Genomic DNA, 26,357 nt, shown 5'->3' on the forward strand with positions numbered 1-26,357 from the left:
GTTCGAGGAGGTTGGCGTGTCGACAATGGAGGTCCCCTCTCCATCCCGTGAAGACCTCGATCCCGGCACGGCGAGATCGATGCTCGTTCTGGCGACGATCGGGTTCGCCATCTGCTTCTGGGCGTGGGCGCTGCTCTCCCCGCTCGCGGTGACGCTGCGCGAGGAGCTGGGACTGAGCTCGTTCGAGCAGTCGCTCGTCGTGGCCACGCCGGTCATCGTGGGGTCACTCGGCCGCATCCCGGCCGGCGCGTTGACCGATCGACTCGGCGCGAAGACGGTGTTCCCCGCCGTCGCGATGCTGACCATCCTCCCGGTCCTGTTCCTCGGCTTCTTCGGCGACAACCTCGTGGCCCTGCTCATCGGTGGGTTCCTCCTCGGCATCGGAGGCACGTCGTTCGCCGTGGGCGTGCCCTTCGTCAACTCGTGGCACCCGCCGGAGAAGCGCGGCGCGGCGCTCGGCATCTTCGGCATGGGGACGGGCGGCACGGCGATCGCTGCCTTCACGACGCTGTCGCTGTCCAACCGGTTCGGTCGCCCCGCACCCTTCGTTCTGGTCGCCGTCCTTCTTGCCCTGTATGCCGTCGTCGCCCGTCGCATGCTCAGGTCGCCTTCTCCCGTGGCCGGGGCCGGGGTCAGCACAGGCAAGGGCGGCAACTGGCTGACGGCTGCTCTGCGCACGCTGGCCGAGCCGGTCGCCCTGAAGCTGGCGATCCTCTATGCCATCTCGTTCGGTGGCTTCGTGGCGTTCAGCGTCTATCTGCCGACCTATCTCGTGAACAACTTCGGGATGGAGAAGGGCGCGGCGGCGCTGCGCATGGCGGGCTTCGTGGTCGTGGCCGTCCTGGCGCGGCCGGTCGGGGGCTGGCTGGCAGACCGCTTCGAGCGCACTCGCGTTCTGGCTCTCCTCATGGTGGCGAGCGCTGGCTTCGCCGTGCTGGCCGCGATCGTCGGCGGTGGGCAGGTGGACCTGGGTCTGGAGCCCGTCGGGACGGTGGCGTTCCTGGGGCTGGCCGCGTCGCTGGGGGCGGCGGCTGGCGCGGTGTTCGCCCTGGTGGCAGCTCTGGTCGAGCCGGCGCGGGTGGGTGCCGTCACCGGTGTGGTCGGCGCGGCAGGCGGACTCGGCGGCTTCGTCCCGCCCCTCCTCATGGGTGTCATCTATGACGCACAGGGCTCGTACACCCTCGGGCTCGTGCTCCTCGCGGTGGTGGCTGCCCTCGGCGGCGCCCTCGCCCTCGTCGGCTTCCGGAAGGACCTCAAGGCATGAGCCTGGACTCACCACTCACCGACGCCCTCGTCGGCACGCGACGGTTCTTCACTCGCGGCTCCGTCTCGGAGGACCGTCGAACCCTCAGCCTCGAGGGCGGCCGCAGCGGCGACTCCTTCTATCGCGACCGCTGGAGCCACGACAAGGTCGTCCGCTCCACGCACGGCGTGAACTGCACGGGGTCGTGCTCGTGGAAGGTCTATGTCAAGGACGGCATCATCACGTGGGAGGCGCAGCAGACGGACTACCCGTCGACCGGTGCCGACCGGCCGGAGTACGAACCGCGTGGATGCCCGCGCGGCGCTGCGTTCTCCTGGTACACCTACAGCCCGACGCGGGTGCGCTATCCCTACGTGCGCGGGGTGTTGCTCGACCTCTATCGGGAGGCACGTGCGAAGTTCGGCGACCCTGTCGTCGCGTGGGCGTCGATCGTTCAGGACGAGGAGAAGGCCAAGGCCTACAAGTCCTCCCGCGGCAAGGGTGGTCTCGTCCGAGCCACGTGGGACGAGGCGGTCGAGATGATCGCGGCCGCGCACGTCTACACGATCAAGCGCTGGGGTCCGGATCGGATCGCCGGCTTCTCGCCGATCCCCGCGATGTCGCAGGTGAGCTTCGTGTCGGGCGCCCGCTTCAACGAACTCATCGGCGCGCCGATGCTGTCGTTCTACGACTGGTACGCCGATCTCCCCAACGCCTCACCGCAGATGTGGGGAGACCAGACCGACGTGCCGGAGTCCGGGGACTGGTGGGACGCGGCATACCTGATCATGTGGGGCTCGAACGTGCCCCTCACGCGCACACCGGACGCGCACTGGATGACGGAGGCGCGCTACCGCGGGCAGAAGGTCGTCGCCGTGGCGCCCGACTACGCCGAGAACGTGAAGTTCGCGGACGAGTGGGTCGCGCCGGTGCCGGGCACGGACGCCGCGCTCGCGATGGGCATGGGTCACGTCGTCCTCAAGGAGTTCTTCGCGGAGCGGGAGACTCCTTTCTTCGCGGACTACACGAAGCGCTACACGGACCTGCCGCACCTCATCACCTTGGAGCCAGTCGGGGACGAGGGTGAGAGCGGGGGCGTCCTGCGGCCCGGCAAGTTCCTCGTCGCCGGTGACCTTCCGGACCACCCGGAGGCGAACTCCGAGAACGCGATGTGGAAGCCCGCCGTCCTCGACGCCGTGACCGGTGAGGTGGCCATCCCGCAGGGATCGATCGGTCACCGCTACGGACCCGAGGGTGAGGGCAAGTGGAACCTCGACCTCGGGGACATCGACCCACTCCTGACGCTGCTGCCGGCTGATGGATCGGCTGGAGAAACCGCAGAGGTCGAGCTGCCGCGCTTCGACCTCGGCGACACCGTGGTGCGCGAGCGTCGTGGAGTGCCGGTGCGCCGGGTGGGTGGGCACCTCGTGACGACGGTGCTCGACCTCATGCTCGCGCAGTACGGCGTGGGTCGCCCGGGGCTGCCGGGGCAGTGGCCCGAGGGCTATGACGACCCGAGCGTGCCCGCGACGCCCGCGTGGGCCGAGTCGATCACGTCGGTGCCGGCTGCCCAGATCGCCCGTCTGGGAAGGGAGTTCGCGCAGAACGCGGTCGACACGGAGGGCCGCGGGATGATCCTCATGGGCGCCGGGACGAACCACTGGTACCACTCGGACCAGATCTATCGCGCGATGCTCGTCCTCACGACGATCACCGGCTGCCAGGGGCGGAACGGTGGCGGTTGGGCGCACTACGTCGGCCAGGAGAAGGTTCGCCCGCTCATGGGCTTCCAGCACATGGCCTTCGCCCTCGACTGGGTGCGGCCGCCGCGGCACATGAATCAGACGGCGTACTGGTACGTGAACTCGAGCCAGTACCGCTACGACACGTTCACCACGGACGATGTCGGTGCGGGGACCGGTGCCTTCGAGGGGCGCGCCACCATGGACGTCCTGGCCCAGTCGGTGCGGTTGGGCTGGACGCCGAGCTATCCGCAGTTCAACCGGTCGAGCCTGGCGCTCGCGGACGAGGCTGCCGAGGCGGGCGTCGACGTCAAGGACCACGTCGTGAGCCAACTCAAGAGCGGTGACCTGAAGTTCGCCGTCGAGGACCCGGAGGCCGAGGAGAACTGGCCGCGCGTCCTCACGCTGTGGCGATCCAACCTCTTCGGCTCGTCGGCCAAGGGCAACGAGTACTTCCTCAAGCACCTCCTCGGGACGACGAACGCCGCCCGGGCCAAGGAGGCCGGTCCGGAGCACCGGCCCCGTGACGTCGCCTGGCCGGACCAGATCCCCGAGGGCAAGCTCGACCTGCTCATGACGATCGACTTCCGGATGACCAGCTCGACGCTCCTCAGTGACGTCGTGCTGCCGGCGGCCACGTGGTACGAGAAGCACGACATCAACACCACGGACATGCACCCGTTCATCCACTCGTTCAACCCGGCGATCTCCCCGCCGTGGCAGAGCAAGACGGACTGGGACGCGTGGAAGGCCATCGCCAAGCGATTCTCCGAACTTGCCGAGGACCACCTCGGGACGCGCACCGACGTCGTCGCCAAACCCCTCTGGCACGACACCCCCGAGGCGATGGCGACCGTCCACGGAGTCGTCAAGGACTGGAAGACCGGCGAGGTCGAGCCCATCCCCGGCAAGACCATGCCGGTCCTCGCTGTCGTCGAGCGGGACTACACCCAGATCCACGCCAAGATGACCTCCATTGGGCCGTTGCTCGAGAAGGTCGGCATGGTCACCAAGGGTGTGCCCTACGAGCCGACCGCGTTCGTCGAGCAGCTGGGTGCGGTCAACGGTCGGGTCCACGGTGGCCCCACCGACGGTCGGCCGAAGTTGGAGACCGACATCCACGTCGCGGAGGCGATCCTCCACCTGTCGGGGACGACGAACGGGCACCTCGCCACGCAGGGTTTCAAGGCGTTGGAGAAGCGCACCGGCACCGAGTTGCACGACCTCTCCGCCGAGCACGAGGGGAAGCTCATCCGCTTCGCCGACACCCAGGCGGCCCCCGTCCCGGTGATCACCTCGCCGGAGTGGTCCGGCAGCGAGTCGGGTGGGCGGCGCTACAGCCCGTTCACGATCAACATCGAGCGGCTCAAGCCCTTCCACACCCTCACCGGACGTCAGCAGTTCTATGTCGACCACGACTGGCTGCTGCGGATGGGGGAGGCGTTGCCGATCTATCGACCACCACTCGACATGACCCGGCTCTTCGGCGAGCCGCGGATCGGCGAGCAGGGTGAGCTGGGCGTGTCGGTCCGCTACCTGACCCCGCACAACAAGTGGTCGATCCACTCGGAGTACCAGGACAACCTCTTCATGCTCTCGCTCTCGCGGGGCGGGCAGTCGATCTGGATGTCCGACATCGACGCCGCCAAGATCGGGGTCAAGGACAACGACTGGATCGAGGCCGTCAACCGCAACGGCGTCGTCGCCGCGCGGGCGATCGTCAGCCACCGGATGCCCGAGGGCACGGTCTACATGCACCACGCGCAGGACCGGCTCATCGACGTCCCCCTGACCGAGACGGACGGCAAGCGGGGCGGCATACACAACAGCCTGACTCGCATCGTCATGAAGCCGAGCCATCTCATCGGTGGTTACGCCCAGCTGTCGTACTTCTTCAACTACATCGGACCGACGGGCACGAACCGCGACGAGGTCACGACGATCCGCAAGCGCACGGCAGAGGTGACGTACTGATGAGGTGCTGCGACGACGAACGGCAGCGGACAATGAGGAACGAATCGCGCCGCGAGGAGTGCAGCCGATGAGACCGATGGCGCAGATGGCGATGGTCATGAACCTCGACAAGTGCATCGGGTGCCACACGTGCTCGGTGACCTGCAAGCAGGCGTGGACCAACCGCGCGGGCATGGAGTACGTCTGGTTCAACAACGTCGAGACCCGTCCGGGGCTGGGCTACCCGCGCGGCTACCAGGACCAGGAGAAGTGGAAGGGCGGCTGGGTCCGCACGCCCAGCGGGCGCCTCACCCTGCGCGCCGGCGGCCGACTCAGCAAGCTGCTCAACATCTTCTCCAACCCGAAGATGCCGGCGATGAGCGACTACTACGAGCCGTGGACCTACGACTACGAGACGCTGCTCAACGCCCCTGCGCAGAAGCACTTCCCGGTCGCACGCCCGCACTCGCTCATCTCCGGCAAGCCGATCAACGTCGAGTGGTCGGCCAACTGGGACGACGACCTCGGAGGCAGCCAGCAGCACGCGGCCAAGGACCCGATGCTCAAGGGCATCGAGGACAAGGTGAAGCTGGAGTTCGAGCAGACGTTCATGTTCTACCTCCCGCGGATCTGCGAGCACTGCCTCAACCCGTCGTGCGCGGCGTCGTGCCCGAGTGGCGCGATCTACAAGCGGGTCGAGGACGGCATCGTCCTCGTCGACCAGGACAAGTGCCGCGGCTGGCGGATGTGCGTCACCGGCTGCCCCTACAAGAAGGTCTACTTCAACCACAAGACCGGCAAGGCCGAGAAGTGCACCTTCTGCTACCCCCGCGTCGAGGTCGGCATTCCCACGGTGTGCGCCGAGACGTGCGTCGGACGGCTGCGCTACATCGGGCTCATGCTCTACGACGCAGACAAGGTGCTCGAGGCGGCCTCGGTCGAGGACGACCACGACCTCTACGAAGCGCAGCGGTCGGTCTTCCTCGACCCGCACGATCCGGAAGTGCAACGCGAAGCGGAGCGAGCCGGCATACCGGGAGATTGGATCGAGGCTGCGAAACGGTCACCGGTCAACGCGCTGATAAACACCTACAAGGTCGCGCTGCCGCTGCATCCGGAGTACCGCACGATGCCGATGGTCTGGTACATCCCGCCGCTGTCGCCGGTCGTGGATGTGTTGCAGGAGACCGGAAATGACGCGGAGGACGCCGACAACCTGTTTGGCGCGATCGACACGCTCCGCATTCCGGTGGAGTACCTCGCCAACCTCTTCACCGCAGGCGACACCGCACCGGTCGACGGGGTCCTGCGCAAGCTCGCGGCCATGCGGTCCTACATGCGCGACATCAACCTCGGGCGGGACCCCAACCCCGACATCCCGGCGCGCGTGGGCATGGGCGAGGAGGAGATGTACGACATGTTCCGGCTCCTCGCCATCGCGAAGTACGACGAGCGCTACGTCATCCCGACCGCCCACAGCGAGGAGGCGCACGCGCTCGAGGAACTCGCCACCGACTGTCCCGTGACGGGCTACGACGACGAGTTGCTCGACGTCTCCGGACCCTTCGGCGAGGGCTCAGGGCGCGGCAACGCTACGCCCGTCGCCGTCGAGAACTTCCACATGCTCCAGCAGCGCCAGACGTCCGAACTGGTCGGCGGAGGCAGCGCCAAGGGACGAGTCAACCTCCTCAACTGGGACGGCAAGGGCGTCCCTGAGGGGCTCTTTCCCGACGGGAAGGACGAGTCATGATGCCGTGGCGCAGGCACCGCCGATCGGCGCCGACTCTCTCGTCCGCAGACCAGGCGTCGACGTGGCAGGTCGTGTCGTTGCTCCTGGACTATCCCGACGAGACCCTGGTCGAGCGGGTGCCCATGCTCACGGAAGTCGTTGCGACACTTCCCGATTCGATTCGTATGCCGTTGCGCCGCTTCCTCGAGCACGTCACCTCGGTGGGTCTCGGGGAACTGCAGCGCGACTACGTCGACACGTTCGACGTGACGCGGCGGTGCTGCCTGCACCTGACCTATTTCCTGCACGGCGATACGCGCAACCGCGGTGCTGCCCTGGTGCGGATCAAGCAGGACTACCGGCGCCATGGGGTCGAGCTGGCTGACGAGGACGCCGAGTTGCCCGACCACTTGGCGGTGGTGCTGGAATTCGGGGCGACGGTGGATGCGGATGCGGCCTGGCGGCTCCTCAACGACCACCGGGTGGGCATCGAACTGTTGAGGGTCGCTCTCGCAGAACGGGATTCGGCGTGGCTGGACGTCATTGACGCCTTGCGCGCCACGTTGCCCCAGCTCAAGGGTGACGACGAGGAAGCACTCGCTCGCCTCATCGCCGAAGGGCCTCCGGAGGAGCTCGTGGGACTGAGCACCGAGATGAACGCGCCCTATGCAATCGCCGGTGGGAACGCCCCGGGCGACGTCGGTCCCGGCGCCGCTCCCGGACCGGTGCCCGTCACGATCGGAGGTCCACGGTGAGCACGTTCCTGTGGGTGATCTTCCCCTACATCTGTCTGGCGATCTTCGTGGTCGGCCACGTGTGGCGCTACCGCTACGACAAGTTCGGCTGGACGACCCGGAGTTCGCAGCTCTACGAGAGCAAGCTCTTGCGTATCGGGAGCCCGCTGTTCCACTTCGGGATGCTCGGCGTGATCGTGGGTCACTTCTTGGGGCTGGTCATCCCGCAGAGCCTCACCGACCGGCTGGGGTTGAGCCATGAGGCCTACCACTTCATCGCCCTCGCGGGTGGAATCCCGGCAGGCATCGCGGCCGTCGTCGGACTGGCGATCCTCATCTATCGGCGACGGACCGTCGGACCGGTCTTCTCCGCGACGACCGTCAACGACAAGGTCATGTATGCCGTTCTCGCCGTCGTGATCTTCCTCGGCATGTGGAACACCGTGGCCGGCAGCCTCCTGACCATCGGTGGGGAATACAACTACCGCGACGGCGTCTCGCCCTGGTTCCGGCAGATCTTCTGGTTCCAGCCGGATGCGAGTCTCATGGAAGCCGCACCGCTGGGCTTCAAGCTGCACGCGTTCCTTGCGTTCCTGCTCTTCGCGATGTGGCCGTTCACTCGCTTGGTGCACGTCTTCTCGGCGCCGCTGGGCTACTTCACCCGGCCCTACATCGTCTACCGCAGCCGCGACGAACGCGCCGGAACGGGCACGGGCAGCCGCGCACAGAAGCGGGGTTGGGAGAAGGTGCAGTGAGCGAATCCGTCGAAGGCCCCGCAGTCGACCTGCTCGCGGTGGGCGAGGCCATGCTCGTCGAGGCGCGAGAGGCCGGACGGGGACGAGTGACGAAGGCAGTCGTCCGGCAGCCGGGCCAGAACCTCATCCTGCTGGCCTTGCCCGCCGGGGGAAGCCTGCCGGACCACGAGGCGCCCGGCCCGGCCTCGCTCCAGTGCTTGTCCGGTGAGGTGGTGTTGAGCTCGGAGGAGGGTTCGACGACGTTGGTGGCCGGAACGGTGTGCGCCATTCCGCAGAGCACGCACGCCGTGACGTCCCAGGTCGACAGCCTTTGCCTGTTGTCGGTGTCCCTGACCCAGCCCTGAGGGCGTCAGTCGCTTCGCTGGCCGTCGATCGCTTCGCGGAGCAGGTCGGCGTGGCCGAGGTGCTGGGCGTACTCCTCGATCATGTGGACGATGACGTCGCGCACGTTGATGCGCTCCGGCTCGTAGGCGATGACGACGGCGTCCATGTCGTCATGGCTCGCGAGCCAGTCCTGGGCGAAGGTGACCTCCTCGCGCCACGTCGACCACGCCTCGTCGACGACGGACTGTTCGCCCACGGCGCCGTTCCAGTCGTCGTCGTTCCCACGCGGACCCCAAAGTCGCTCGGGATCGCCGCCGTCGAGCCGGCGGCGGAACCACACCCGCTCGACCTCCGCGAGGTGGCGGACCATCCCAAGGAGGGACATCGTCGAGGGTGGCACCGAGCGCGTCGCCAACTGCTCGGGCGTGAGGCCCTCACACTTCTTGACGAAGAGTTCGCGTCGGCTGTCGAGGTAGTCGACGTAGTTGTCCCGCTCATTCGGCAGTTCACTCATGCGCTTCATTGTGTCGCGTGAACCAGGACCGGGTCATGAGCCCCATGACGGCGAGGACCACGACCCCGGCGATGCCGTGGAACCACTGCCAGCCCACCCCGAGGCCGACGAACCCGTCGATGACGAGGACACCGGCTCCCGCACCGACCCCGACAAGCATGCCCACCAACGCCAAGAGCATGAGCGGCCGTGGCACCCGGCGACCCGCTGGGGTGACTGTCGCCCAGGCGATCGCCGCGCCAAGAAGCCCCGTGGCGCAACCCAACCACTGCGCAACCGAGACGTTCATCAGGTCGCGCTGATAGCTCAGGTACTCCTCGGCGGGCACCTCCGGACCGGTGGGGAATCCGAGCTTGCCCTGGACGGCATACGTCGCCTTTCCGAGCGCGTAGCCGAGTGAGAGAACCGCCATGACGTATGCCGGCCACTTCCGTCCCGTCATCGGCTCGCTGGGCGCAGGCGGGCCGCCACGACGACGGTGATGACGCCACTCAGGCCACGGAGGAACTCGAGCGTGATCAAGGCCGTCGGCATCGGGTCGGTGGTGCGCAGCGGGCTCGGGATGAGCATGACCACGAAGAAGTAGAGGCCCCAGGCGGCGACCGCGGCCGCGCCGACGTAGGCCATGACCAGGGCGGTCGAGCCGCGCAGCGATCCAGGGGTGCGCAGCGCCAGCGCGATGAGGCCGGCGCTCGACACCACGGCCATGAGCACCGCCATGATGCCGTGGGAGCCCAACAGGTCCGCACGGGCGGCGACCACGAGCTCGGTTAGGCAGATTGCCACCATGCCCAACGCGTGGGCGATCGTCAGACCTCGCTGTCGTGGGGTGACCGGCGCCCACGTGGACAACCGGGTCGTCCATCCCCCCGGGCGGATCCAGCGGTCCCAGCTGTGCAGGCCGAAGATCGCGAGGAGGGACACGCCGAGCACCGCGAACCCGCCATAGACCATCGCGAAGACCCAGCCCTGGATCGCGGTGTCGCCTGCCGCAGTGGTCTGTTCGGTGCTCGGAGAGGTCAGGACAGTGCGGATCCCCTCGATCGGCAACAGCACGAGGATGCCGCCGAGCAGTCCCGTCCCGACGAACATGGGGACCTGGACGAGCCATCCCGGGATCCGTCGGCCGACCTCGAGGACGAGGGCCACAGCGAGTGCGGCGGCGGTGAGCTCCATCAGCAGGGTGATCGCGTTGGCTGCCCCCATGGCGCCTCCTGACATGGCGTCGGGATCGTTGAGGCCGACCGTCGAACCGGTGAGCCAGAGGAGTTTCAGCCCCACGTACGGGAGGGTGGCCAGCACCGCCAGGGCGGCCAGGACGACCCTCAATCGGCCCGGACCTCTGGTCGACCGGGCGGGCGGGACGGCAGCGGGCGTATCGATGAGCTGTGTCATGTCATTGACTCTCCGCCCGCGCAGGACGCCCCGCATCACACGGTGGAGGGGTCCGACTCCCTCGTCCGAGGGATTCTCCGTCGGGTGGGGCGTGTCAGGGTGGGTGCATGCAGCGCAGAGCCGGGTGGGGCGCCGTGGCCCACGTGTTCCTCGCGATCGCGTTGGCCCTTCCACTCGTCGCAGCGGTGGCGGCCACCGTGGCGGCGCTCGCCATCCCGTCCCAGTCGCTGCTCAACCGGGGTCTGCTGACGATCCTCGGTGTGGGGTTCCTCGGCATCGTCGGCTGGGTCGCCCTCCTGCCAGAGGTGCGTCCGGTCGAGGTCGCGACGGCCCGAACGCTGCTCGGCCTCGACCTTCCGGATGTCACTCACCCGGCGGATTGGGCGTCGCGCCGCCGGGGGGCGTTGTGGCTTGCCTTCCTCGTGGTGCTCGGCCTCGTCGTGGCGACCGGAGTGCTCTACCTCCTGCCGACCGGCGTCGGGCTCCTCGCCCATCCGTTCTCCGGTGCCGAAACGATCGGTATGCCGGGTGGCCCCTTCCGGACCGACTCCGGCTGGGGTGCCGCCTGGGTTGTCCTGCCGGGCCTCGTGGCCCTGGCCGCGACGGGCGCGCTTGTGTGGGGAGCGGGAGCGCTCATCACTCGACTGGCTCCACGCGTCATCGGTCCGAGTGTCGTCGAGCGAGTGGCGGTCGCCGCTGATCGTGAGCGGGAACTCGCACGCGCCAACGCGCTGGCTCGGGATCTGCATGACTCGCTGGGTCACCGCCTCACGGCGATGACCATCCAGGCGACCGCGGCGCGCAGGCTTCTGCGCCAGGACCCAGAGGCGGCGGAGCGCGCAATGGCCGCGGTGGAGGAACTGGGACGGAACGCGCAGGCCGACGTCGACGCCGTCGTCGGCGCTCTGCGTGGCCGGGCTCCGGTTCACGGTGTCACTTCAACCGACGCCTCGACTTTGACCACGTCGGCTCCGACCACGCACGCCCCGGCTCCGACCACGGACGCCTCGACCCGGGGCGTCGACGTGGTCGCCGGAGTTCGGTCCGTGATCGACTCCTACCCCGGTGAAGTGCGGGTCACGGCTCCGACGACCCTTGCCCTGCCCGGTTCGGTGGCGGACACGATCCAGCACATCGCCCGGGAGGCCCTCACCAACGCGACCCGTCATGGGACCGGACCCATCGATCTCCGACTCGAATCGCGTTCTGGCGCAGCCGTGGTGGAGGTTCGCAACGTGATCGGTCCGGTGGAGACGCCCACTGGGTCGGCCGAGAGGTCGGGTCTGCGAGGGTTGCGGGAGCGGTTGCTGCTGGCCGGTGGCACGCTCACAGCGGGAAGGCAGGAGGACGGGACGTGGATGTTGCGAGCGACCCTGCCGCTGCCGTGATCCGCGTCGCCGTCATCGACGACGACGAGCTCGTGCGATCCGGCCTCGTCGCGATCCTCGGGCTCGAGGACGACATGGAGATCGTCGGCGAGGGCGCTGACGGTGCCGACGTCCCGGCTCTCGTCGCACGTGCCGCTCCTGACGTGGTCCTCATGGACGTCCGAATGCCGCGCATCGACGGCATCGCCGCGACCACACACCTCACGGCCAAGGAAGGTGCGCCGGCCGTCGTCGTCCTCACCACCTTCGCGAACGACTCCTACGTCCACGACGCGTTGCTCGCGGGGGCGCGCGCGTTCGTCCTCAAGCGGGCGACGCCCGAGGAACTCCTCATGACCGTGCGGACGGTCGCGCGGACCGATGCCCTGGTCTTCCCGGAGGCGATCCGTAGTGTCGCCATGCCTCGCTCGTCAGCTCACGAGCCCCGCTGGGTCGCCCGTCTCACCGCACGTGAGCGGGAGGTTCTCGTGGAGATGTCGCGGGGGAGCACCAACACCGAGATCGCCGAGGCGCTGTTCATCTCCCTGGAGACGGTGAAGTCGCACGTGCGCTCCCTGCTGGCCAAGTCGGAGTCGCGCCACCGCACCGAACTCGTCGTCCGCGCCTACGAGTCGGGGATGCTGTCCCAGTGAACGACGAGCGAGAGCAGGTCGGCGTGGGTCCGTGGGAAGGGCCATGGCCGGACGACGACCGGCTCGACCCGGAACTGCTGCGCGATGGCGACCGGCGCAACGTCGTCGACGCCTACCGCTACTGGCGGCACGACGCGATCGTCGCCGACCTCGACGAGCGACGGCACGACTTCCACGTCGCCATCGAGAACTGGGAACACGACTTCAACATCGGCTCGGTCGTGCGCACCGCCAACGCCATGGGAGCGGCGGCCTTCCACATCGTCGGGCGACGACGGTGGAACCGCCGCGGAGCGATGGTCACGGACCGCTACCAACACGAACATCACCACCCCACGCCAGGTGACCTTGCGCGCTGGGCGGGAGCACGCGGCATACATCTCATCGGGATCGACAACCTCCCCGGCAGCCGCGCACTCGAGACCTACGACCTCCCGAGGAACGCGATGCTCGTCTTCGGGCAGGAGGGGCCAGGACTGTCCGACGCCATGCGGGCAGAGTGTGAGGCGACGCTGCACATCGAGCAGTTCGGGTCGACTCGGTCGATCAACGCCGGCGCGGCAGCAGCCATCGCCATGCACGCCTGGGTCCGACGCCACACCTTCGGCCAGAATCCGGGTGACTCTCGAGCGTCGCTGGCCTAGGGTGGCTCTTCCCCCCCCCAACACCATGAGCTCAGGAGAGGCACTTCGTCATGCCCATGAACGAGGAGCTCACGGAAGAACGAAACCACCTCGCGAACGCCCGCGCCGAACTGGCGCGCATGCGCGAACGCACCCTCGCCCTCGACGTCCAGGGCGGTGACGCCGTCTCGTCGGAGCGGCTCGCCGAGACCCTGTGGCGGCGGGCGCGTTCCCTCGAGGACGACCCGACGACGGCCCTCTTCTTTGGCCGCGTCGACCTCGACGGCGCCGAGGAGGGCATCGAGGAGGCAGGCGAACGCTGGTACATCGGACGCCGCCACGTCACCGACGACGCGGGCGACCCGCTCGTCATCGACTGGCGCGCGCCGGTGTCGACGACCTTCTATCGCGCGTCCCACTCGGACCCGATGGGCGTGCGGCTGCGTCGTCGCTTCGGCTACGACCACGGCCAGATCACCGCCATGGAGGACGAGCACTTGCTCGACGCGGGCGAGCCGGATGCGAAGTCGCAGATCCTCGCAACCGAGATCGAGCGACCCCGCGTCGGCCCGATGCGCGACATAGTCGCGACGATCCAGCCCGAACAGGACGCGCTCGTCCGGGTCGACGCCACGACGACGGTCTGCATCCAAGGTGCTCCAGGGACGGGCAAGACGGCCGTCGGACTGCACCGTGCCGCGTGGCTGCTCTATGCGTATCGGCAGCGGCTGGGGCGTGGCGGCGTGCTCGTCATCGGCCCGAACGAGGCCTTCCTCGAGCACATCGGAGCCGTCCTTCCGACCCTGGGCGAGGTCGAGGTCCGTCACACGAGCATCGAGGCCCTCACTGCGGCCGACCTCAAGGTCCGGGCCACGGAGCCGACCGAGGTGGCGCGGCTCAAGGGCGACGCACGGCTGGCCGAGGTCTTGCGCAGGGCGGTGTGGTCGCATCTCGTGCCACCCAGCGAGGCCATGGTCGTGCCACGCGGATCGCGAAGGTGGCGCGTACCGGCATACGACATCGCTCCACTCGTCGACGGTCTCGCGGCGCGGGACGTGCGCTACGAAGCGGCGCGGCAACTCCTGCCGCAGCGGCTCGCGCACGCTGTGCTCGTCAAGATGGAGGCGCTGGGGGAGTATCCGGACGACCGTGTCCAGGACGCCGTCGCGCGGAGCGCTCCGGTGAAGGCGTATGCCGCGTCGATCTGGCCCAAGGTCGACGCACGTGTGTTGTTGCATCGGCTGTTGTCCGACCCCGAGGTGCTGTCGGCGGCTGCTGAGGGCGTGCTGAGTGTCGAGGAGCAGCAGCTCCTCTTGTGGGAGAAGCCTTCTCGCACACCGGGATCAGCGAAGTGGTCGTTGGCCGACACGTGGCTGCTTGACGAGCTGGGGGACCTGCTCAACCGCACGCCGAGCCTCGGACACGTTGTCCTCGACGAAGCTCAGGACCTCTCACCGATGCAGTTGCGGGCGGTTGGCCGGCGCTGCACTGCGGGGGCGGCCACGGTGCTCGGCGACATCGCCCAGGGGACGACGCCCTGGTCCACATCGTCGTGGGCGGAGAGCCTTGCGCATCTGGGCAAGCCCGATGGCGTCGTCGAGGAGTTGCGGCGCGGGTTCCGCGTGCCCGCCAGCGTGATCGAGTTCGCGGCGCGGCTCTTGCCCGAAGCAGCGCCTGGTCTGGCCGCGCCCGAGTCAGTGCGCGACAATCCCGGGCGGCTCGACCTCGTCCCCGTCGGCCCGACCGACCTTGTGAAGACCGTTGTCGCGCAGGTGGATCGACTCTCCGCGCTTGAGGGCAGCATCGGCGTCATCGTCCCCGACGCCCGCGTGGCGGAGGTGTCGCGCTCCCTCACCAAGGCAGGGTTTGAGCACGGCACCCTCGGCGCCGACCACGGCGACGTCGAGCATCAGGTCGACGTCGTGCCGGCGACCGTCGCCAAGGGTCTCGAGTTCGACCACGTGCTCGTCCTCGAGCCCGCGGAGATCGCGGCTGCGGAACCCGATGAGCGCACCGGTTTGCGGCGCCTCTACGTCGTTCTCACTCGGGCCGTCTCCGACCTCACGGTCGTCCACGCGGCGCCGCTTCCAGAGGTGTTGAGGCTCTAGATTGCGGCACTGTCGGTGGCGGTCAGTAGTGTGGGGTGTGCAGTGTGGCTTCCGGTGTGCTGAGCGTGAATACCGTTGTGTCAGTGACGAATTCAGCCCAGAGCGTAGTCCGAAACTGTTGACTGTCGAACTTCTGTTCGACTAGGTTGGGGCCATGGAGAGCAACGCCGCGACCGCCGCCCTGGAGGGCCGGTATGCCGCGTTCCTCGCGTCCGCGTCCGGGTTGGGCTCCGACGAACTCCTGGACGCCCTCGAGTTGGCGCAGCGGGAGATCGATGCCGCATCGGCGCGGCAGGCGGTCGCGTTGGCGCACCTGTCGGCGCGGGACTGCCACCGCCAGGAAGACGGCACGATGGCCGAGGTGCACCACGGGTTGGGGCATCAACGGCTGGACGGGCCGGAGCTCGCGGCACCCCGGCTGGGCGTGTCGGTGCACGTTGCGACCCGGCGGATGGAGGACGCGATCCGCCAGATGACGCGCACCCCGGCGGTCGTCGACGCGATGGCCAGTGGTGACCTGGACGAGCACCGGGCCTCGATCGTGACGCAGGAGACCGAGTTCCTCTCACCGGAGTCCGCCGCGGAGGTGGTGGCGCGGGTGGCGCCGGTCTGGGGTCAGTTGACCGCGGGACCGTTGCGGCAGTTGTTGGCGCGGACCGCGGCGCAGGTCGACCCGGACGCGGTCACCGCGCACGCCGAGGACGAGCGGAAGCGGCGCGGGTTGACCCGCCGCACCGGGGTGCACGGGACCGACCACTGGCGGGGCGACTTCCGGGTCGAGGACGCCCGCACCGCGTGGGCCGCGGTGACCGAACGGGCCCGCCAACTCGTGCGTGGCGGTGCCGCTGACAACCTCGAGATGGCGCGGGCCGACGCGATGATGGAACTGATCCTTGAGCATTCCGACGTCACGGTCGTCGTGCACGCCACCCGCGCCGCCGACGACACCCCGCACACACACGACACCCCGCACGCCGGCAACGCGACCACTACCGACGCCACAGCTGCGGCCGCCACGACTGCGGGCGCTACCGCCGCGGACGCAGGCGATGCGGAAGCGGACAACAGCCACGCATCCGCACGGCCTCCCCACCCTGACTCCGGCGCATCCTCGGCCAAGCCTTCGACGTCAGGGGATTCCATGCGTCCTGCGGCCGCCGCGTCGGCGTCCGGGTCATCGGCTGCTGAGGACCTCGTGGAGGTCGGTGGGTTGGGTGGGCCGGGGACGACGTTCGTGCGCCGGGACTGGCTCGATGCTGCCGGTACCTCCGATCCGGTGCGTGACCTGGCCTGTGACACCGACACCGGTGCCCTAATCCACGGTGACGTGCCCCCAGCGTTGGCCCGGGGTCAGCAGGCCGCCCGACGCGCGCACCGCGCCCGTGAGCGAGCCAGGGAACGGGCCAGGTCCAGAGCCGACACCGGCCCTGACGCCGCCAGGATCACTGATGCCGCCAGGAGCACAAGCGAAGCCGCGGCTATGGAGGACTCGGTCGATTTCAGTGAGTCCTACCGGGTGCCCGACCCGATGGCGCGCCTCATCCGCCTGCGTGACGGCTCCTGCCGGTTCCCCGGCTGCGCCGTGCCAGCCCGGCAGTGCGACCTCGACCACGTCCGCCCCTGGCCGGTCGGGCCCACGACCCCGACCAACCTCATGGCCTTGTGCCGACGCCACCACCGCATCAAGCAACGCGACGGGTGGACGGTCAAACTCCACCCCGACGGGCACGCCGACTGGACCGACCCCACCGGATACCAGCGGATCACGTGGCCGGTGGACCACCTCCACCTCGTCACCGCCGGGCACACCCACCGGGACGCCCTCGGCACGACGACGCCCCGCACCCCCGCTCGTGACAGCCGCACCACCATCGACGTCCCCAGCACGTTCGAGGAAGAACTCATCGAACTCCTCGGCGGCCCCGACAAGGCCCGCCGCCGCGCCCACCCCGTCGTCTACGACGCCTACGGCAACAAGCTCAAAGGACCCCCACCACCACTCGACCTCGACGACACCCTCCACCACGGCACAGCCCCCTGGGACCAGCTCATCCTCGACCTCCCACCACGACCACCGACCACCCCAGAGACCACCCCTTCTGACGAACTCTTGGCGCCCGCTGTCGATTCGGGTGTGGTTCGCTCGTCAGGGGAGTGAGGTCGCGACCGCGTCCTCACCATCCTGACCAGGAGGAGAGCTCGTGAGTCGCTACCTGTTGCTGCTGCCCGCACCCGAGGAGGAGTGGGCGCAGTTGCCACCCGAGGAGCACGAGAAGGGGATGCGTTCGCATTCCCAGTTCCACCGTGACCTCGAAGCAGGTGGGCACCGGCTCGTCGTGACCTCGCCGCTGGAGCCGTCGGCGCGGGCCACGTCCCTGCGGCCCGACGGATCCGGGGGAGCGCTCGTCACCGACGGTCCGTTCACAGAGTCCGCCGAACAGGTCGTCGGCTTCTACCTCGTCGAGACCGACGACGACGCCGACCTCCGCCGCATCACCACCGAGTTCGCCGCGCGTGGTGAGCTCATCGAGTTCCGCCGCCTGGTCGACACCGAAGGGGCATGACATGAGCGCCGAAGCCAAGGAAAGCCACACCAAGGAATACGTCGTCCTCATCGTCGGGGATCCCGACCGTTGGTGGACCTCCATGACCGACGAAGAACGAACCAACGGGTATGCCGTCTACGGCCGCTTCACGGAGCAGCTCGGCGAGCGTGGCCACATCGTCACCGGCGGCGCCGAACTGCACGGGAGGGCCACTGCGAAGTCGATCCCGGTCGGAGGAGGGCCGGTCACCGACGGCCCCTTCGCCGAGTCGGCCGAGCAGGTCGGCGGCTTCTTCCAGGTCCAGACCGCCGACCTCGACGATCTGATGGACTGCTGCCAGCAGTTGGCCCAGATCGGCGAGGGCATCGAGGTGCGTCCCGTGGTCACTGATGCGGATCGTCAGTCATGAAGGAGCGGTACGTGATTCTCCTGCCCGGGGACGAGTCTGCTTGGGAGAGTTCCACACAGGAGCACCGTGACGCGGTCTACGCCCGCCACGACGAGTTCGGCAAGCTCTTGCGCGAACGCGGTCACCAGGTCGTCGGTGGTGCCGAGCTGACCCACTCCCGCGAGGCCAAACTGGTGCGGGCCGACGCAGCGGGCAAAGTGTTCATCTCCGATGGCCCGTTCGCCGAGTCCGCCGAGCAGTTGACCGGCTACTACGAGGTGGAGACCAACGATCTCGACGACCTTCTTCAGGTGGTCGGCATCGTCGCTGGACCGGATCATGACCGCGCAGGGATGGGCGGTGTCGAGGTCCGTCGCGTCGTCTCGGATGAGGACCGCGCCGCCAGCGGTCAGGACGCGGCTGGTGGGGCATGAAGCGATACCTCGTGCTGATCGCCTACGAGCCAGGCGACTGGGAGGCGGCCGGCCCCGAGGAACGCCAGATCTACATCGACGGTCACCAGGCGTTCCACGACTTCGTGGATGAGCACGGTCGCCGCATCTCCGGCGCGGCACTGGCAGGCGCCGACACGGCAACGACGGTCAGGCAGTCTGCAGTGACGGACGGGCCGTTCGCCGAGACCGCGGAGATGATCGGCGGCTACTACGACGTGGAACTCCCCGACCTTGACCACGCCATCACCGCAGCTCGGCTGCTGCCGCCCTCCTACGCAGTCGAGATCCGCTCGGTCATCGACCTCGACGCGGCCGGCGAACGGGTCGGATGACCGCACTCGAGCGCGTCGTGCGCGAGGAGTGGGGCCGACTCGTGGCCCTTCTCCTCGCGCAGTTCCGCCGGCTCGACCTCGTCGAGGACGCGCTCGCCGACGCGGTCGAGGCAGCGCAGGTCCACTGGCCCAGCGACGGAGAACCCGACAACGCGAGCGCTTGGCTCGTGACGACAGCGCGTCGCCGCATCCTCGACCGGCTGCGCGCCGAGGCCATGGCCGCACGCAAGGAACCGCTGCTCGCGACCGAGGCCGAGCGCCGACCGCAGGAGGGAGTCATGGCCGACACCGGCGATGTCGTCGACGACGATCTCCTCCGCCTTGTCCTCATGTGTGCGCACCCAGCGCTCCCACCCGAGGGCGCCAGTGCACTGTCGCTACGGCTTGTCATGGGCATCGCCACCCCCGACATCGCCCGGCTATTCCTCGTGTCCGAGTCGACCATGGCGGCCCGGATCACGAGGGCCAAGAAGAAGATCGTCACCGCTGGCATCCCGTTCGCCATCCCCGGAACCGAAGCGATCGGTGAGCGATTGGACGTCGTCGGGCACACGGCATACCTCGCGTTCACGGCCGGCTACGCGCCCGGAAGCGGACCCGATCTCCTCCGGGCCGAGCTCGCAGGGGAGGCCATCCGACTGGCCCGGGTCACGCACGCCCTCCGCCCGAGCGACACCCTCGCCCACCTCATCGCCCTCATGGTGCTGCAGCACTCCCGGCGAGATGCGCGGATCGGCGCCGACGGCGAACTCGTCCTGCTGCCGGAGCAGGATCGAGGTCGCTGGCACCACGACGAGATCGCCGACGCGCTCGCAGTTCTCGCCGGCGCAGGTCCGGCATCCTCACCGCTCTCGGAGAGCTATCGACTGCAGGCCCTCATCGCGGCCGAGCACGCCACCGCACCGTCGTCCCAGGAGACTCGCTGGGACCGAATCACCGATATGTATGCCGCGCTCGAAGTCATCTCTCCATCACCTGCCGTCCGGGTCGCGCGGGCGGTCTCGGTCGCCGAAGCGGAGGGCCCAGTGGCCGGTCTGGCGCTGTTGGAGAGCCTCGGCATGACAGGCCACCGACTGCCCGCGGTGCGAGGCGAGCTGCTGGCCCGCGCCGGCGACGCTCAGGCCGCGCGCGTGGCCCTGGACGAAGCCATCGCGCTGTGCGACAACGACGTCGAGCGTCGTCATCTGGAATCCCGTCGGGCAGGACTCGACGCACCGGGAGCGACTGCAGAGCGGACGTGAGGTCGGCCACTTTTCGGGAACAAAATTGAACAAAAGTCGACCACGTGGGCTGCAGCCTTCCCTAAGATCCGCCACGACGTTGCCGTCGGGACCCAAGGAGGAGCAGATGCACAAGACCGTGCTGCGCTCGACCCGTGGAGCCGCCGTCACCGTGGCGGTGGCGGCCGAACGTGGCGTGCCGCCGGAGGTGTCACTGAGAGGCACCGGCATCACAGCCGAGATGCTCGAGTCTTCGGACGCGGAAGTCACCCGCGAACAGGACATCGCCCTCGTCACCAACGTCATCAGGGAGCTTGGACCCACGGTCGGTCTCGGATCACAGGTGGGGATGGGCTACTCCGTCCGCACCTTCGGCGTGTGGGGCTATGCGCTCCTCACCAGCCCGAACCTCGGCAGCGCGCTGCGCACCGGCATGCGATTCCTCGACCTGAGCTTTGCCCTCAGCGTGCCTTCGTTGCGGGTCGTGGGTGACGAAGCGCGGCTTCACTACGACGTCTCACAACTCCCGGAGGAGATCCGCGGCTTCACCCTCGAACGCGACGGGATGGCGACGAGACGGATCGAACTCGACCTGCTCGGCTACCTCATCGAACTGCGACACATCGAGACGCAGGAACCGGGGACGCCAGAGGAGGAGGCGATGCTCAGCCAGTTCTTCCAGACACCGGTGACCATGAATGCTGCGGAGAGCTACGGCGCCTTCGACGCAGCTCTCCTCGAGTCGCCGCTCGCCCACGCGGATCCCGAGCGTGCGGAAGTCGCGCTGAGCCAGTGCCGCGCGGCTCTCGCCTTCAAACGTTCCCGAATCGGGTATGCCGGCGCGGTCCGTTCCGCCCTCATCTCCGGGCCGCAGCGGTGGAGTGACATCGGCGCGATCGCCGCAGGCATGCACATCTCCGAGCGGACCCTGCAGCGACGGCTCATCCAGGAGGGCACCTCCTTCCGCGACCTCGTCGCAGAGGTGCGCGAGTCGCTGGCGATCGAACTGCTCGCTACCGGCATGCCCGTCGCCGAGGTGGCCGAACGTCTCGGCTACGTCGAGGTGTCGAGCTTCTCCCAGGCGTTCCACCGGTGGCGCGGAGTCGGGCCGAGCGCCTACCGGGCCAAACAGCCGTCAGACGTGTGGGAGGACAGGGCGCTCGTCTGAGCCGACGCGGCCATCGACAACAACGGGTCACAAACCTGTCGTCTTCGAGTATGTCCACGGTCACTACCCGTGAGTAGCGTGCGGTCACGACGTAGTGCCCGACCCCCTCCTGGAGGAGCAATGACGCTCTCCACCGACCACTCGGTGACCGCACCGCCGACCTCGATCGCCCGGGCGTCGGCGCGCCCTTGGCGAGACCACAAGAAGCCGCTGTGGGTCCTGGGCCTGATCATCCCGGTGCTGCCGTTCCTCGGGTGGGGCCTCGTCACCGTCACCGGGCAGAGCATCTTCTGGTTCACCCCGCCAGTGGTCGTCTTCGTCGTCATCCCGATCATCGACCTCTTCGCCGGCCTCGACCCCGACAACCCTCCGGACGAGGTCATCGAGTCGCTCGAGGAGGACCGCTACTACCGCTGGGTGATCTTCCTCTTCCTGCCGCTGCAGTACGCCTCGCTCATCGGGGGTGCCTACCTGCTCGGTGGTGGGGATGCCGTCGGCGCCACGCCAGTGACTGTCTGGGACAAGCTCGGTCTCGCGTTCGGCCTCGGCACGGTCGCGGGCATCGCGATCAACACGGCGCACGAGCTCGGGCACAAGAAGGAGCACCACGAGCGCTGGCTCGCCCGCGTGGCCCTGGCGCAGACCTTCTACGGCCACTTCTACATCGAGCACAACCGCGGCCATCACGTTCGAGTCGCGACGCCTGATGACCCGGCGAGTTCACGCCTGGGCGAGACGGTGTGGGAGTTCTTCCCGCGCACCGTCATCGGCAGCTTCAAGAGTGCCTGGCGCCTCGAGAAGAAACGCTTCGGACGGCGCGACCAGTCGCCGTGGACGCTGCGCAACGACGTCCTCAACGCGTGGGCCATGTCGGCGGTGCTCTTCACGGGTCTCGTGCTCGCGTTCGGCATCGGGATCCTGCCCTACCTGATCGTCCAGGCCGTCGTCGGGATCTGGTTCCTCGAGTCCGTCAACTACCTCGAGCACTACGGCATGAAGCGAGCGATCCTCCCGAACGGTCGGGTCGAGCGGGTCAACCCGAGCCACAGCTGGAACAGCAACAACATCGGGACCAACGTGCTGCTCTACCACCTGCAGCGCCACAGCGACCACCACGCGAACCCGACGCGGCGCTACCAGTCTCTGCGCGACTTCCCCGAGTCGCCGGTCCTCCCGACCGGGTACGCCGGGATGATCGTCCTCACGTGGGTCCCGGCGATCTGGCGTCGTGTCATGGACCCGCGCGTCCTCGCCCACTACGACGGCGACGTCACGCGGGCCAACCTCCAACCACGGAAGCGTGAGGCGCTCCTCGCCCGCCACGGCCGAGGCGGAGGCGAAGTCGCGTGAGCACCTACATCTGTCCGGGGTGCGACTACCTCTATGACGAAGCCGCGGGCGACCCCCGCGAGGGGTGGCCGCCCGGCACGGCATTCGCCGACCTCGATCCCGACTGGTGCTGCCCCGACTGCGGGGTCCGTGAAGCACAGGACTTCGTCCTTGCCACGAACAGCGCCTGACCACAACGCTTTCCACACTTCCACTCCCGAAGGACACCCATGAGCCTCATTGACGCTGACGCCGACGGAGCACCCGCCGCCGCGCCTGACACGGCGACGATCGCCGCCGAGGCGCACGAAGGCCGCGACGCTGCGCCGCTCGCGTATCCCCTCCTCGTCATCGCCGGCCTCCTCGCGCTTGTCGCCGGCCTCGTGGCGTTCGCCGGCAGCAACAACAGCAAGGAGTTCTTCGCCTGGGGCTTCGCGAGCCCGGTGAGCTCGGTTCTCGTGGGCGCAGGTCTCCTCGGGGTTGTGCCGATGAATGTTCAGTGCGTCGGTGCGGACGCTCTGGGAGGAACTCCGCATCGCGGTCATCCCGGCGGGGTTCCTCGTGAGCAGCATGCTCGTCGTCTCGCTCCTGCACCTCGACGAGTTGGCCCTTCGCGGTGGTGGCGTGATCGCTTTCGTCCTCTCCTGGGGTTGGCTGCTCGCGATGCTCGGCCTCACCCTGTTCGTGGGCCTCGTCCTCGTGACGCAGTTCCGTGAGCCAGGCTTCCCGCTGACGTCGCACGCGCCGATGCCGAAGGTGGTCATCCCGCTCATCGCACTCGAGGGTTCGGCCTTCTTCGGCCTCGGTCTCGGCCTCCTCATTCGCCCCGACTTCTGGGGTGGGCTCGTGCCGTGGGAGGTCTCGACCATCGACGCCCGCGCCCTCGGCGCGTGGTGCCTGACCCTGGGTGCCGCGCTCCTGCAGGCGCTCGTCGACGCTGACCTCGACCGTCTCAAGCCGGGCCTCATCGCGCTCACCGGTATCGGTGCCCTCTGTCTCATCGGTGTCGCCTGGCACCGCGCCGAGATCGAGTGGGCGACCTGGACCGCACCCATCGCAGTCGGTCTCCTCGTCGCACTTCTCGCGACGGGCGTCATTGGCTCGTTCCTGCTGCGTCGCGCCGAGGCCGCCGCGGCTGCCCCCGCGGCGTTGGAGGTGCCCACGGCCTGACTCGCGGTCGTCCCCTGAACGTGGGCGGACGGCATACACAGCCTCCCGGGCCGCCGGGGTCCGGGAGGTGGTGTATGCCGTCCGCTCGCCTGTGCTCGTCGCTCGCCCGGGCTTCGCGGATCAGTCGGGCGATATGCGTCCATCAAAGCCTCCCGTGGTCAATAACGTTGTGCCAGACTGACGTTCATGAGGGGGAGACGACGCGGGGTCGCCGCGGGTTTGGCTGGTCTGGCGCCCGCGGGTGTCCTGTCGGGCTGCGCAGAGCAGAGCCGCGGGCAGTCGACGGCAACAGCCTCCGCTGCGGCAGCGGCCCAGACCACGGCGACTGAGCCGGTGAAACTGTGGGAGCGGCGCGAACTCGGTGCCGCAGTGTCGTCACAGGGAGCCAACTCGTGGATCTCCGTGACCGACTGGTCCACCGGGATCAGCCGCGCCAGGCAGACCCATCCGGGCCCCTTGGTCGCGTACGCCGCCGCTTCAGGCGAGCAGCTGTGGTCGGCGAGCCCGCAGGGCGACAACGTCGTGTGCTCGATGTCGAAGCACTTCGGTGGTGCGAGCGTGATCGGGGTCGTCGGCGGCGACGGGTGCAGGACCCTTTTCGGGGTCGACGTGGCGACGGGTCAGCGCCTGTGGTCGGTCACGCATGGTCGCTCGCAGGACTACAGCGTCCGGACGGAGACGGGTGCGATCGCGCTGGTGGACTTCGGTTCGCCGTCGCGCCCGGACGAGCCGTCTGTCTGCTTCGCCTCCGACGACGGGTCGCCCCTTCCCGCCACCTCTGCAGCCTGCGCCGCGGCAACGGAGCCCAAGCCCAGATTGGTACGAGCCGATGGGTCGCCTGCGGACGTTGACTCCTACTTCGAACTCGCCCGCCACGGCACCGTCAGGATCGGGTGGCTCAGCAGTGAGAGCGAGAGCCAGCTCTTCGCGTTCGACACGACGTCGGGCAAGGAGATCTGGCAGCGCTCGCGGCTCAACGGCGAGACAGTGTTCGCAGATGGTCGCGGGTTCGTCCGCGTGCTCCCCGACGGTGATCTGCTCAACCTGACACGTGTCGATGGCCGCACCTGGGCGACGAGCGCCGAATTGGGTTCCGTGCAGGGGTCCGGCTTCGTCGCTCACGTGGGCGACGTGTCGATGTTCTTGCGCCCGGAGCCGAATTGGCACAACCCCTGGCTGACCGGCTATCGGATCCCCTGACGCGGGGCTCCGAACGATCTAGTCGAGCAGCGCGTGGCGCTCGATGATCTCGTGCCGGCCCGGGCCGACGCCGATCGCCGAGACGCGGGCGCCGATGAGCTCCTCGACGCGCAGCACGTAGGCCTGGGCGTTCGCCGGCAGTTCCTCGAAGGTGCGGCAGCCGGAGATGTCCTCCGACCAGCCGGGAAGCTCCTCATAGATCGGCTTCGCGTGGTGGAAGTCGCTCTGCCCCACCGGCATCTCGTCGTGACGGACACCGTCGACGTCATAGGCGACGCAGATCGGAAGGGTGTCGAGACCGGTGAGGACGTCGAGCTTGGTGATGACGAAGTCGGTGACGCCGTTGATGCGCGTGGCGTAGCGACCGATGACGACGTCGAGCCACCCGCAGCGCCGCGGTCGGCCGGTGGTCGTGCCGTACTCGGCGCCGGTCTTGCGCAGGAACTCACCGTTGTCGTCGTCGAGCTCGGTCGGGAACGGGCCTTCACCCACGCGAGTCGTGTAGGCCTTGAGGATCGCGATGACCCGGGACACCCGAGTCGGCGGAATGCCGGAGCCCGTGCACGCGCCACCGGCCGTCGCCGACGACGACGTCACGAACGGGTAGGTGCCATGGTCGACATCGAGGAGCGTCGCCTGGCCGGCCTCGAGGAGCACGTTCTTGTCGTCGTTCAGGGCCTGCTCGAGCACGAGCGCGGTGTCGGCGACCATGGGACGCAACCGGTCGGCATACGAAAGAAGTTCTTCGACGACGAGGTCCGCCTCGACGGAGCGGGTGTTGTAGATCTTGGCGAGCACCTGGTTCTTGAAGGCCAGTGCCGCCTCGACCTTCTGGCGCAGGATGCCCTCGTCGAAGATGTCCTGGATGCGGATGCCGATGCGGTTCATCTTGTCGGCGTAGGTCGGGCCGATGCCGCGACCGGTCGTGCCGATCTTGCGCGCCCCGAGGAAGCGCTCCGTGACCTTGTCGAGGGTGCGGTTGTAGGGCGCGATGACGTGCGCGTTGGCACTGATGAGCAGCTTGCTCGTGTCGACGCCGCGCGCGTTCAGCCCATCGAGCTCCTCGAAGAGCACCTCGAGGTCGACGACGACACCGTTGCCGATGATCGGCGTGACGCTCGGCGTGAGGATGCCGGAGGGCAGCAGGTGGAGGGCGTACTTCTCGAGCTTGCCGTCCTTCTCGATGACGACCGTGTGGCCCGCGTTGTTGCCACCGTTGAACTTGACGACGTAGTCGACGTCCTCGCCCATGAGGTCGGTGGCCTTGCCCTTGCCTTCGTCGCCCCACTGGGCTCCGACGAGCACGATTGCCGGCATCTGGTTGTCCTTCCCTGCGCGGGAGTTCCGCGCGTGCGTGACATGCGAGGAGCCCGGCCGCGTGGCTCACGCGGCGGGACTCCGACGCGAAA

At 68.4% G+C, this 26,357-nt stretch carries 25 protein-coding genes; 21 read left to right on the top strand and 4 right to left on the bottom strand.

The window, feature by feature from the left end; all coding sequences use genetic code 11:
• The first annotated feature begins 25 nt into the window (after positions 1 to 25).
• The 6 genes from N802_RS03565 (at position 26) to N802_RS03590 (ending at position 8,500) form a co-directional block, all read left to right on the top strand.
• On the top strand, positions 26 to 1,264 hold the full coding sequence (locus N802_RS03565) for an MFS transporter (RefSeq protein ID WP_245613828.1): 1,239 nt from the start codon (positions 26 to 28) through the stop codon (positions 1,262 to 1,264).
• Entirely contained in the window at positions 1,261 to 4,959 is a 3,699-nt protein-coding gene (locus N802_RS03570; protein WP_035912309.1) for a nitrate reductase subunit alpha, read from the top strand. The genes N802_RS03565 and N802_RS03570 overlap by 4 nt, the downstream gene beginning before the upstream one ends.
• A gap of 67 nt (positions 4,960 to 5,026) precedes the next feature.
• Positions 5,027 to 6,688, top strand: coding sequence for a nitrate reductase subunit beta (narH, locus tag N802_RS03575; RefSeq protein ID WP_035912311.1), 1,662 nt, complete (start codon positions 5,027 to 5,029; stop codon positions 6,686 to 6,688).
• Positions 6,685 to 7,422 carry a nitrate reductase molybdenum cofactor assembly chaperone gene (gene narJ, locus N802_RS03580; RefSeq protein WP_035912313.1) on the top strand — a complete coding sequence of 246 codons (738 nt, stop codon included), beginning with the start codon at positions 6,685 to 6,687 and terminating at the stop codon, positions 7,420 to 7,422. Before narH ends, narJ begins: the two co-directional genes overlap by 4 nt.
• Entirely contained in the window at positions 7,419 to 8,156 is a 738-nt protein-coding gene (narI, locus tag N802_RS03585) for a respiratory nitrate reductase subunit gamma (RefSeq protein WP_035912315.1), read from the top strand. The genes narJ and narI overlap by 4 nt, the downstream gene beginning before the upstream one ends.
• Positions 8,153 to 8,500 (top strand): cupin domain-containing protein, encoded by a 348-nt coding sequence (locus N802_RS03590; protein WP_035912318.1) that lies wholly within the window; start codon positions 8,153 to 8,155, stop codon positions 8,498 to 8,500. The genes narI and N802_RS03590 overlap by 4 nt, the downstream gene beginning before the upstream one ends.
• 5 nt (positions 8,501 to 8,505) lie before the next feature.
• Here the strand turns inward: N802_RS03590 and N802_RS03595 are convergent, their stop codons facing one another.
• Genes N802_RS03595 through N802_RS03605 form a run of 3 tightly spaced genes read right to left on the bottom strand, consistent with a single transcriptional unit; the run spans position 8,506 to position 10,389 of the window.
• Positions 8,506 to 8,994 (bottom strand): DinB family protein, encoded by a 489-nt coding sequence (locus tag N802_RS03595; RefSeq protein WP_245613816.1) that lies wholly within the window; start codon positions 8,992 to 8,994, stop codon positions 8,506 to 8,508.
• Positions 8,987 to 9,436 (bottom strand): hypothetical protein, encoded by a 450-nt coding sequence (locus N802_RS03600; protein WP_035912323.1) that lies wholly within the window; start codon positions 9,434 to 9,436, stop codon positions 8,987 to 8,989. Before N802_RS03600 ends, N802_RS03595 begins: the two co-directional genes overlap by 8 nt.
• The gene (locus tag N802_RS03605) at positions 9,433 to 10,389 is read right to left on the bottom strand and encodes a hypothetical protein (RefSeq protein ID WP_156971267.1); all 957 of its coding nucleotides are present in this window, start codon (positions 10,387 to 10,389) and stop codon (positions 9,433 to 9,435) included. Before N802_RS03605 ends, N802_RS03600 begins: the two co-directional genes overlap by 4 nt.
• 107 nt (positions 10,390 to 10,496) lie before the next feature.
• Here N802_RS03605 and N802_RS03610 point away from each other — a divergent pair, with 107 nt between their 5' ends.
• The 15 genes from N802_RS03610 (at position 10,497) to N802_RS03680 (ending at position 24,948) form a co-directional block, all read left to right on the top strand.
• Entirely contained in the window at positions 10,497 to 11,777 is a 1,281-nt protein-coding gene (locus tag N802_RS03610) for a sensor histidine kinase (RefSeq protein ID WP_156971268.1), read from the top strand.
• Positions 11,744 to 12,409, top strand: a complete 666-nt coding sequence (locus N802_RS03615) for a response regulator transcription factor (RefSeq protein ID WP_245613817.1) — start codon at positions 11,744 to 11,746, stop codon at positions 12,407 to 12,409. Before N802_RS03610 ends, N802_RS03615 begins: the two co-directional genes overlap by 34 nt.
• A complete protein-coding gene (locus tag N802_RS03620; protein ID WP_035912331.1) occupies positions 12,406 to 13,053 on the top strand; it encodes a TrmH family RNA methyltransferase in 648 nt (215 codons plus the stop codon). Before N802_RS03615 ends, N802_RS03620 begins: the two co-directional genes overlap by 4 nt.
• Positions 13,054 to 13,109: 56 nt before the next feature.
• Positions 13,110 to 15,140 (top strand): HelD family protein, encoded by a 2,031-nt coding sequence (locus N802_RS03625; protein ID WP_084071847.1) that lies wholly within the window; start codon positions 13,110 to 13,112, stop codon positions 15,138 to 15,140.
• Positions 15,141 to 15,294: 154 nt separating this feature from the next.
• Positions 15,295 to 17,298: an HNH endonuclease signature motif containing protein gene (locus N802_RS03630; RefSeq protein ID WP_035912344.1), complete on the top strand. Its 2,004-nt coding sequence runs from the start codon at positions 15,295 to 15,297 to the stop codon at positions 17,296 to 17,298.
• A gap of 43 nt (positions 17,299 to 17,341) precedes the next feature.
• Positions 17,342 to 17,704 carry a YciI family protein gene (locus N802_RS03635; RefSeq protein ID WP_052109390.1) on the top strand — a complete coding sequence of 121 codons (363 nt, stop codon included), beginning with the start codon at positions 17,342 to 17,344 and terminating at the stop codon, positions 17,702 to 17,704.
• A gap of 1 nt (position 17,705) precedes the next feature.
• Positions 17,706 to 18,095 (top strand): YciI family protein, encoded by a 390-nt coding sequence (locus N802_RS03640; RefSeq protein ID WP_035912349.1) that lies wholly within the window; start codon positions 17,706 to 17,708, stop codon positions 18,093 to 18,095.
• Between the two features lie 11 nt (positions 18,096 to 18,106).
• Positions 18,107 to 18,508: a YciI family protein gene (locus N802_RS03645; protein ID WP_245613818.1), complete on the top strand. Its 402-nt coding sequence runs from the start codon at positions 18,107 to 18,109 to the stop codon at positions 18,506 to 18,508.
• Positions 18,505 to 18,861: a YciI family protein gene (locus N802_RS03650; RefSeq protein ID WP_035912356.1), complete on the top strand. Its 357-nt coding sequence runs from the start codon at positions 18,505 to 18,507 to the stop codon at positions 18,859 to 18,861. Before N802_RS03645 ends, N802_RS03650 begins: the two co-directional genes overlap by 4 nt.
• The gene (locus N802_RS03655) at positions 18,858 to 20,102 is read left to right on the top strand and encodes an RNA polymerase sigma factor (protein WP_035912361.1); all 1,245 of its coding nucleotides are present in this window, start codon (positions 18,858 to 18,860) and stop codon (positions 20,100 to 20,102) included. Before N802_RS03650 ends, N802_RS03655 begins: the two co-directional genes overlap by 4 nt.
• A gap of 106 nt (positions 20,103 to 20,208) precedes the next feature.
• Positions 20,209 to 21,249, top strand: a complete 1,041-nt coding sequence (locus N802_RS03660) for an AraC family transcriptional regulator (protein WP_052109391.1) — start codon at positions 20,209 to 20,211, stop codon at positions 21,247 to 21,249.
• A gap of 120 nt (positions 21,250 to 21,369) precedes the next feature.
• Entirely contained in the window at positions 21,370 to 22,599 is a 1,230-nt protein-coding gene (locus N802_RS03665) for an alkane 1-monooxygenase (RefSeq protein WP_052109392.1), read from the top strand.
• The gene (locus tag N802_RS03670; protein ID WP_035912363.1) at positions 22,596 to 22,769 is read left to right on the top strand and encodes a rubredoxin; all 174 of its coding nucleotides are present in this window, start codon (positions 22,596 to 22,598) and stop codon (positions 22,767 to 22,769) included. Before N802_RS03665 ends, N802_RS03670 begins: the two co-directional genes overlap by 4 nt.
• Positions 22,770 to 23,085: 316 nt before the next feature.
• Positions 23,086 to 23,748, top strand: coding sequence for a hypothetical protein (locus tag N802_RS03675; RefSeq protein ID WP_156971269.1), 663 nt, complete (start codon positions 23,086 to 23,088; stop codon positions 23,746 to 23,748).
• 186 nt (positions 23,749 to 23,934) lie between these two features.
• Positions 23,935 to 24,948, top strand: a complete 1,014-nt coding sequence (locus tag N802_RS03680; protein ID WP_084071849.1) for an outer membrane protein assembly factor BamB family protein — start codon at positions 23,935 to 23,937, stop codon at positions 24,946 to 24,948.
• 18 nt (positions 24,949 to 24,966) lie between these two features.
• On the opposite strand, the gene N802_RS03685 is transcribed toward N802_RS03680, so the two are convergent.
• A complete protein-coding gene (locus N802_RS03685) occupies positions 24,967 to 26,265 on the bottom strand; it encodes an adenylosuccinate synthase (RefSeq protein WP_035912369.1) in 1,299 nt (432 codons plus the stop codon).
• Positions 26,266 to 26,357: the final 92 nt, after the last annotated feature.

This window comes from Knoellia sinensis KCTC 19936 (assembly GCF_000768705.1).
Lineage (GTDB): Bacteria > Actinomycetota > Actinomycetes > Actinomycetales > Dermatophilaceae > Knoellia > Knoellia sinensis.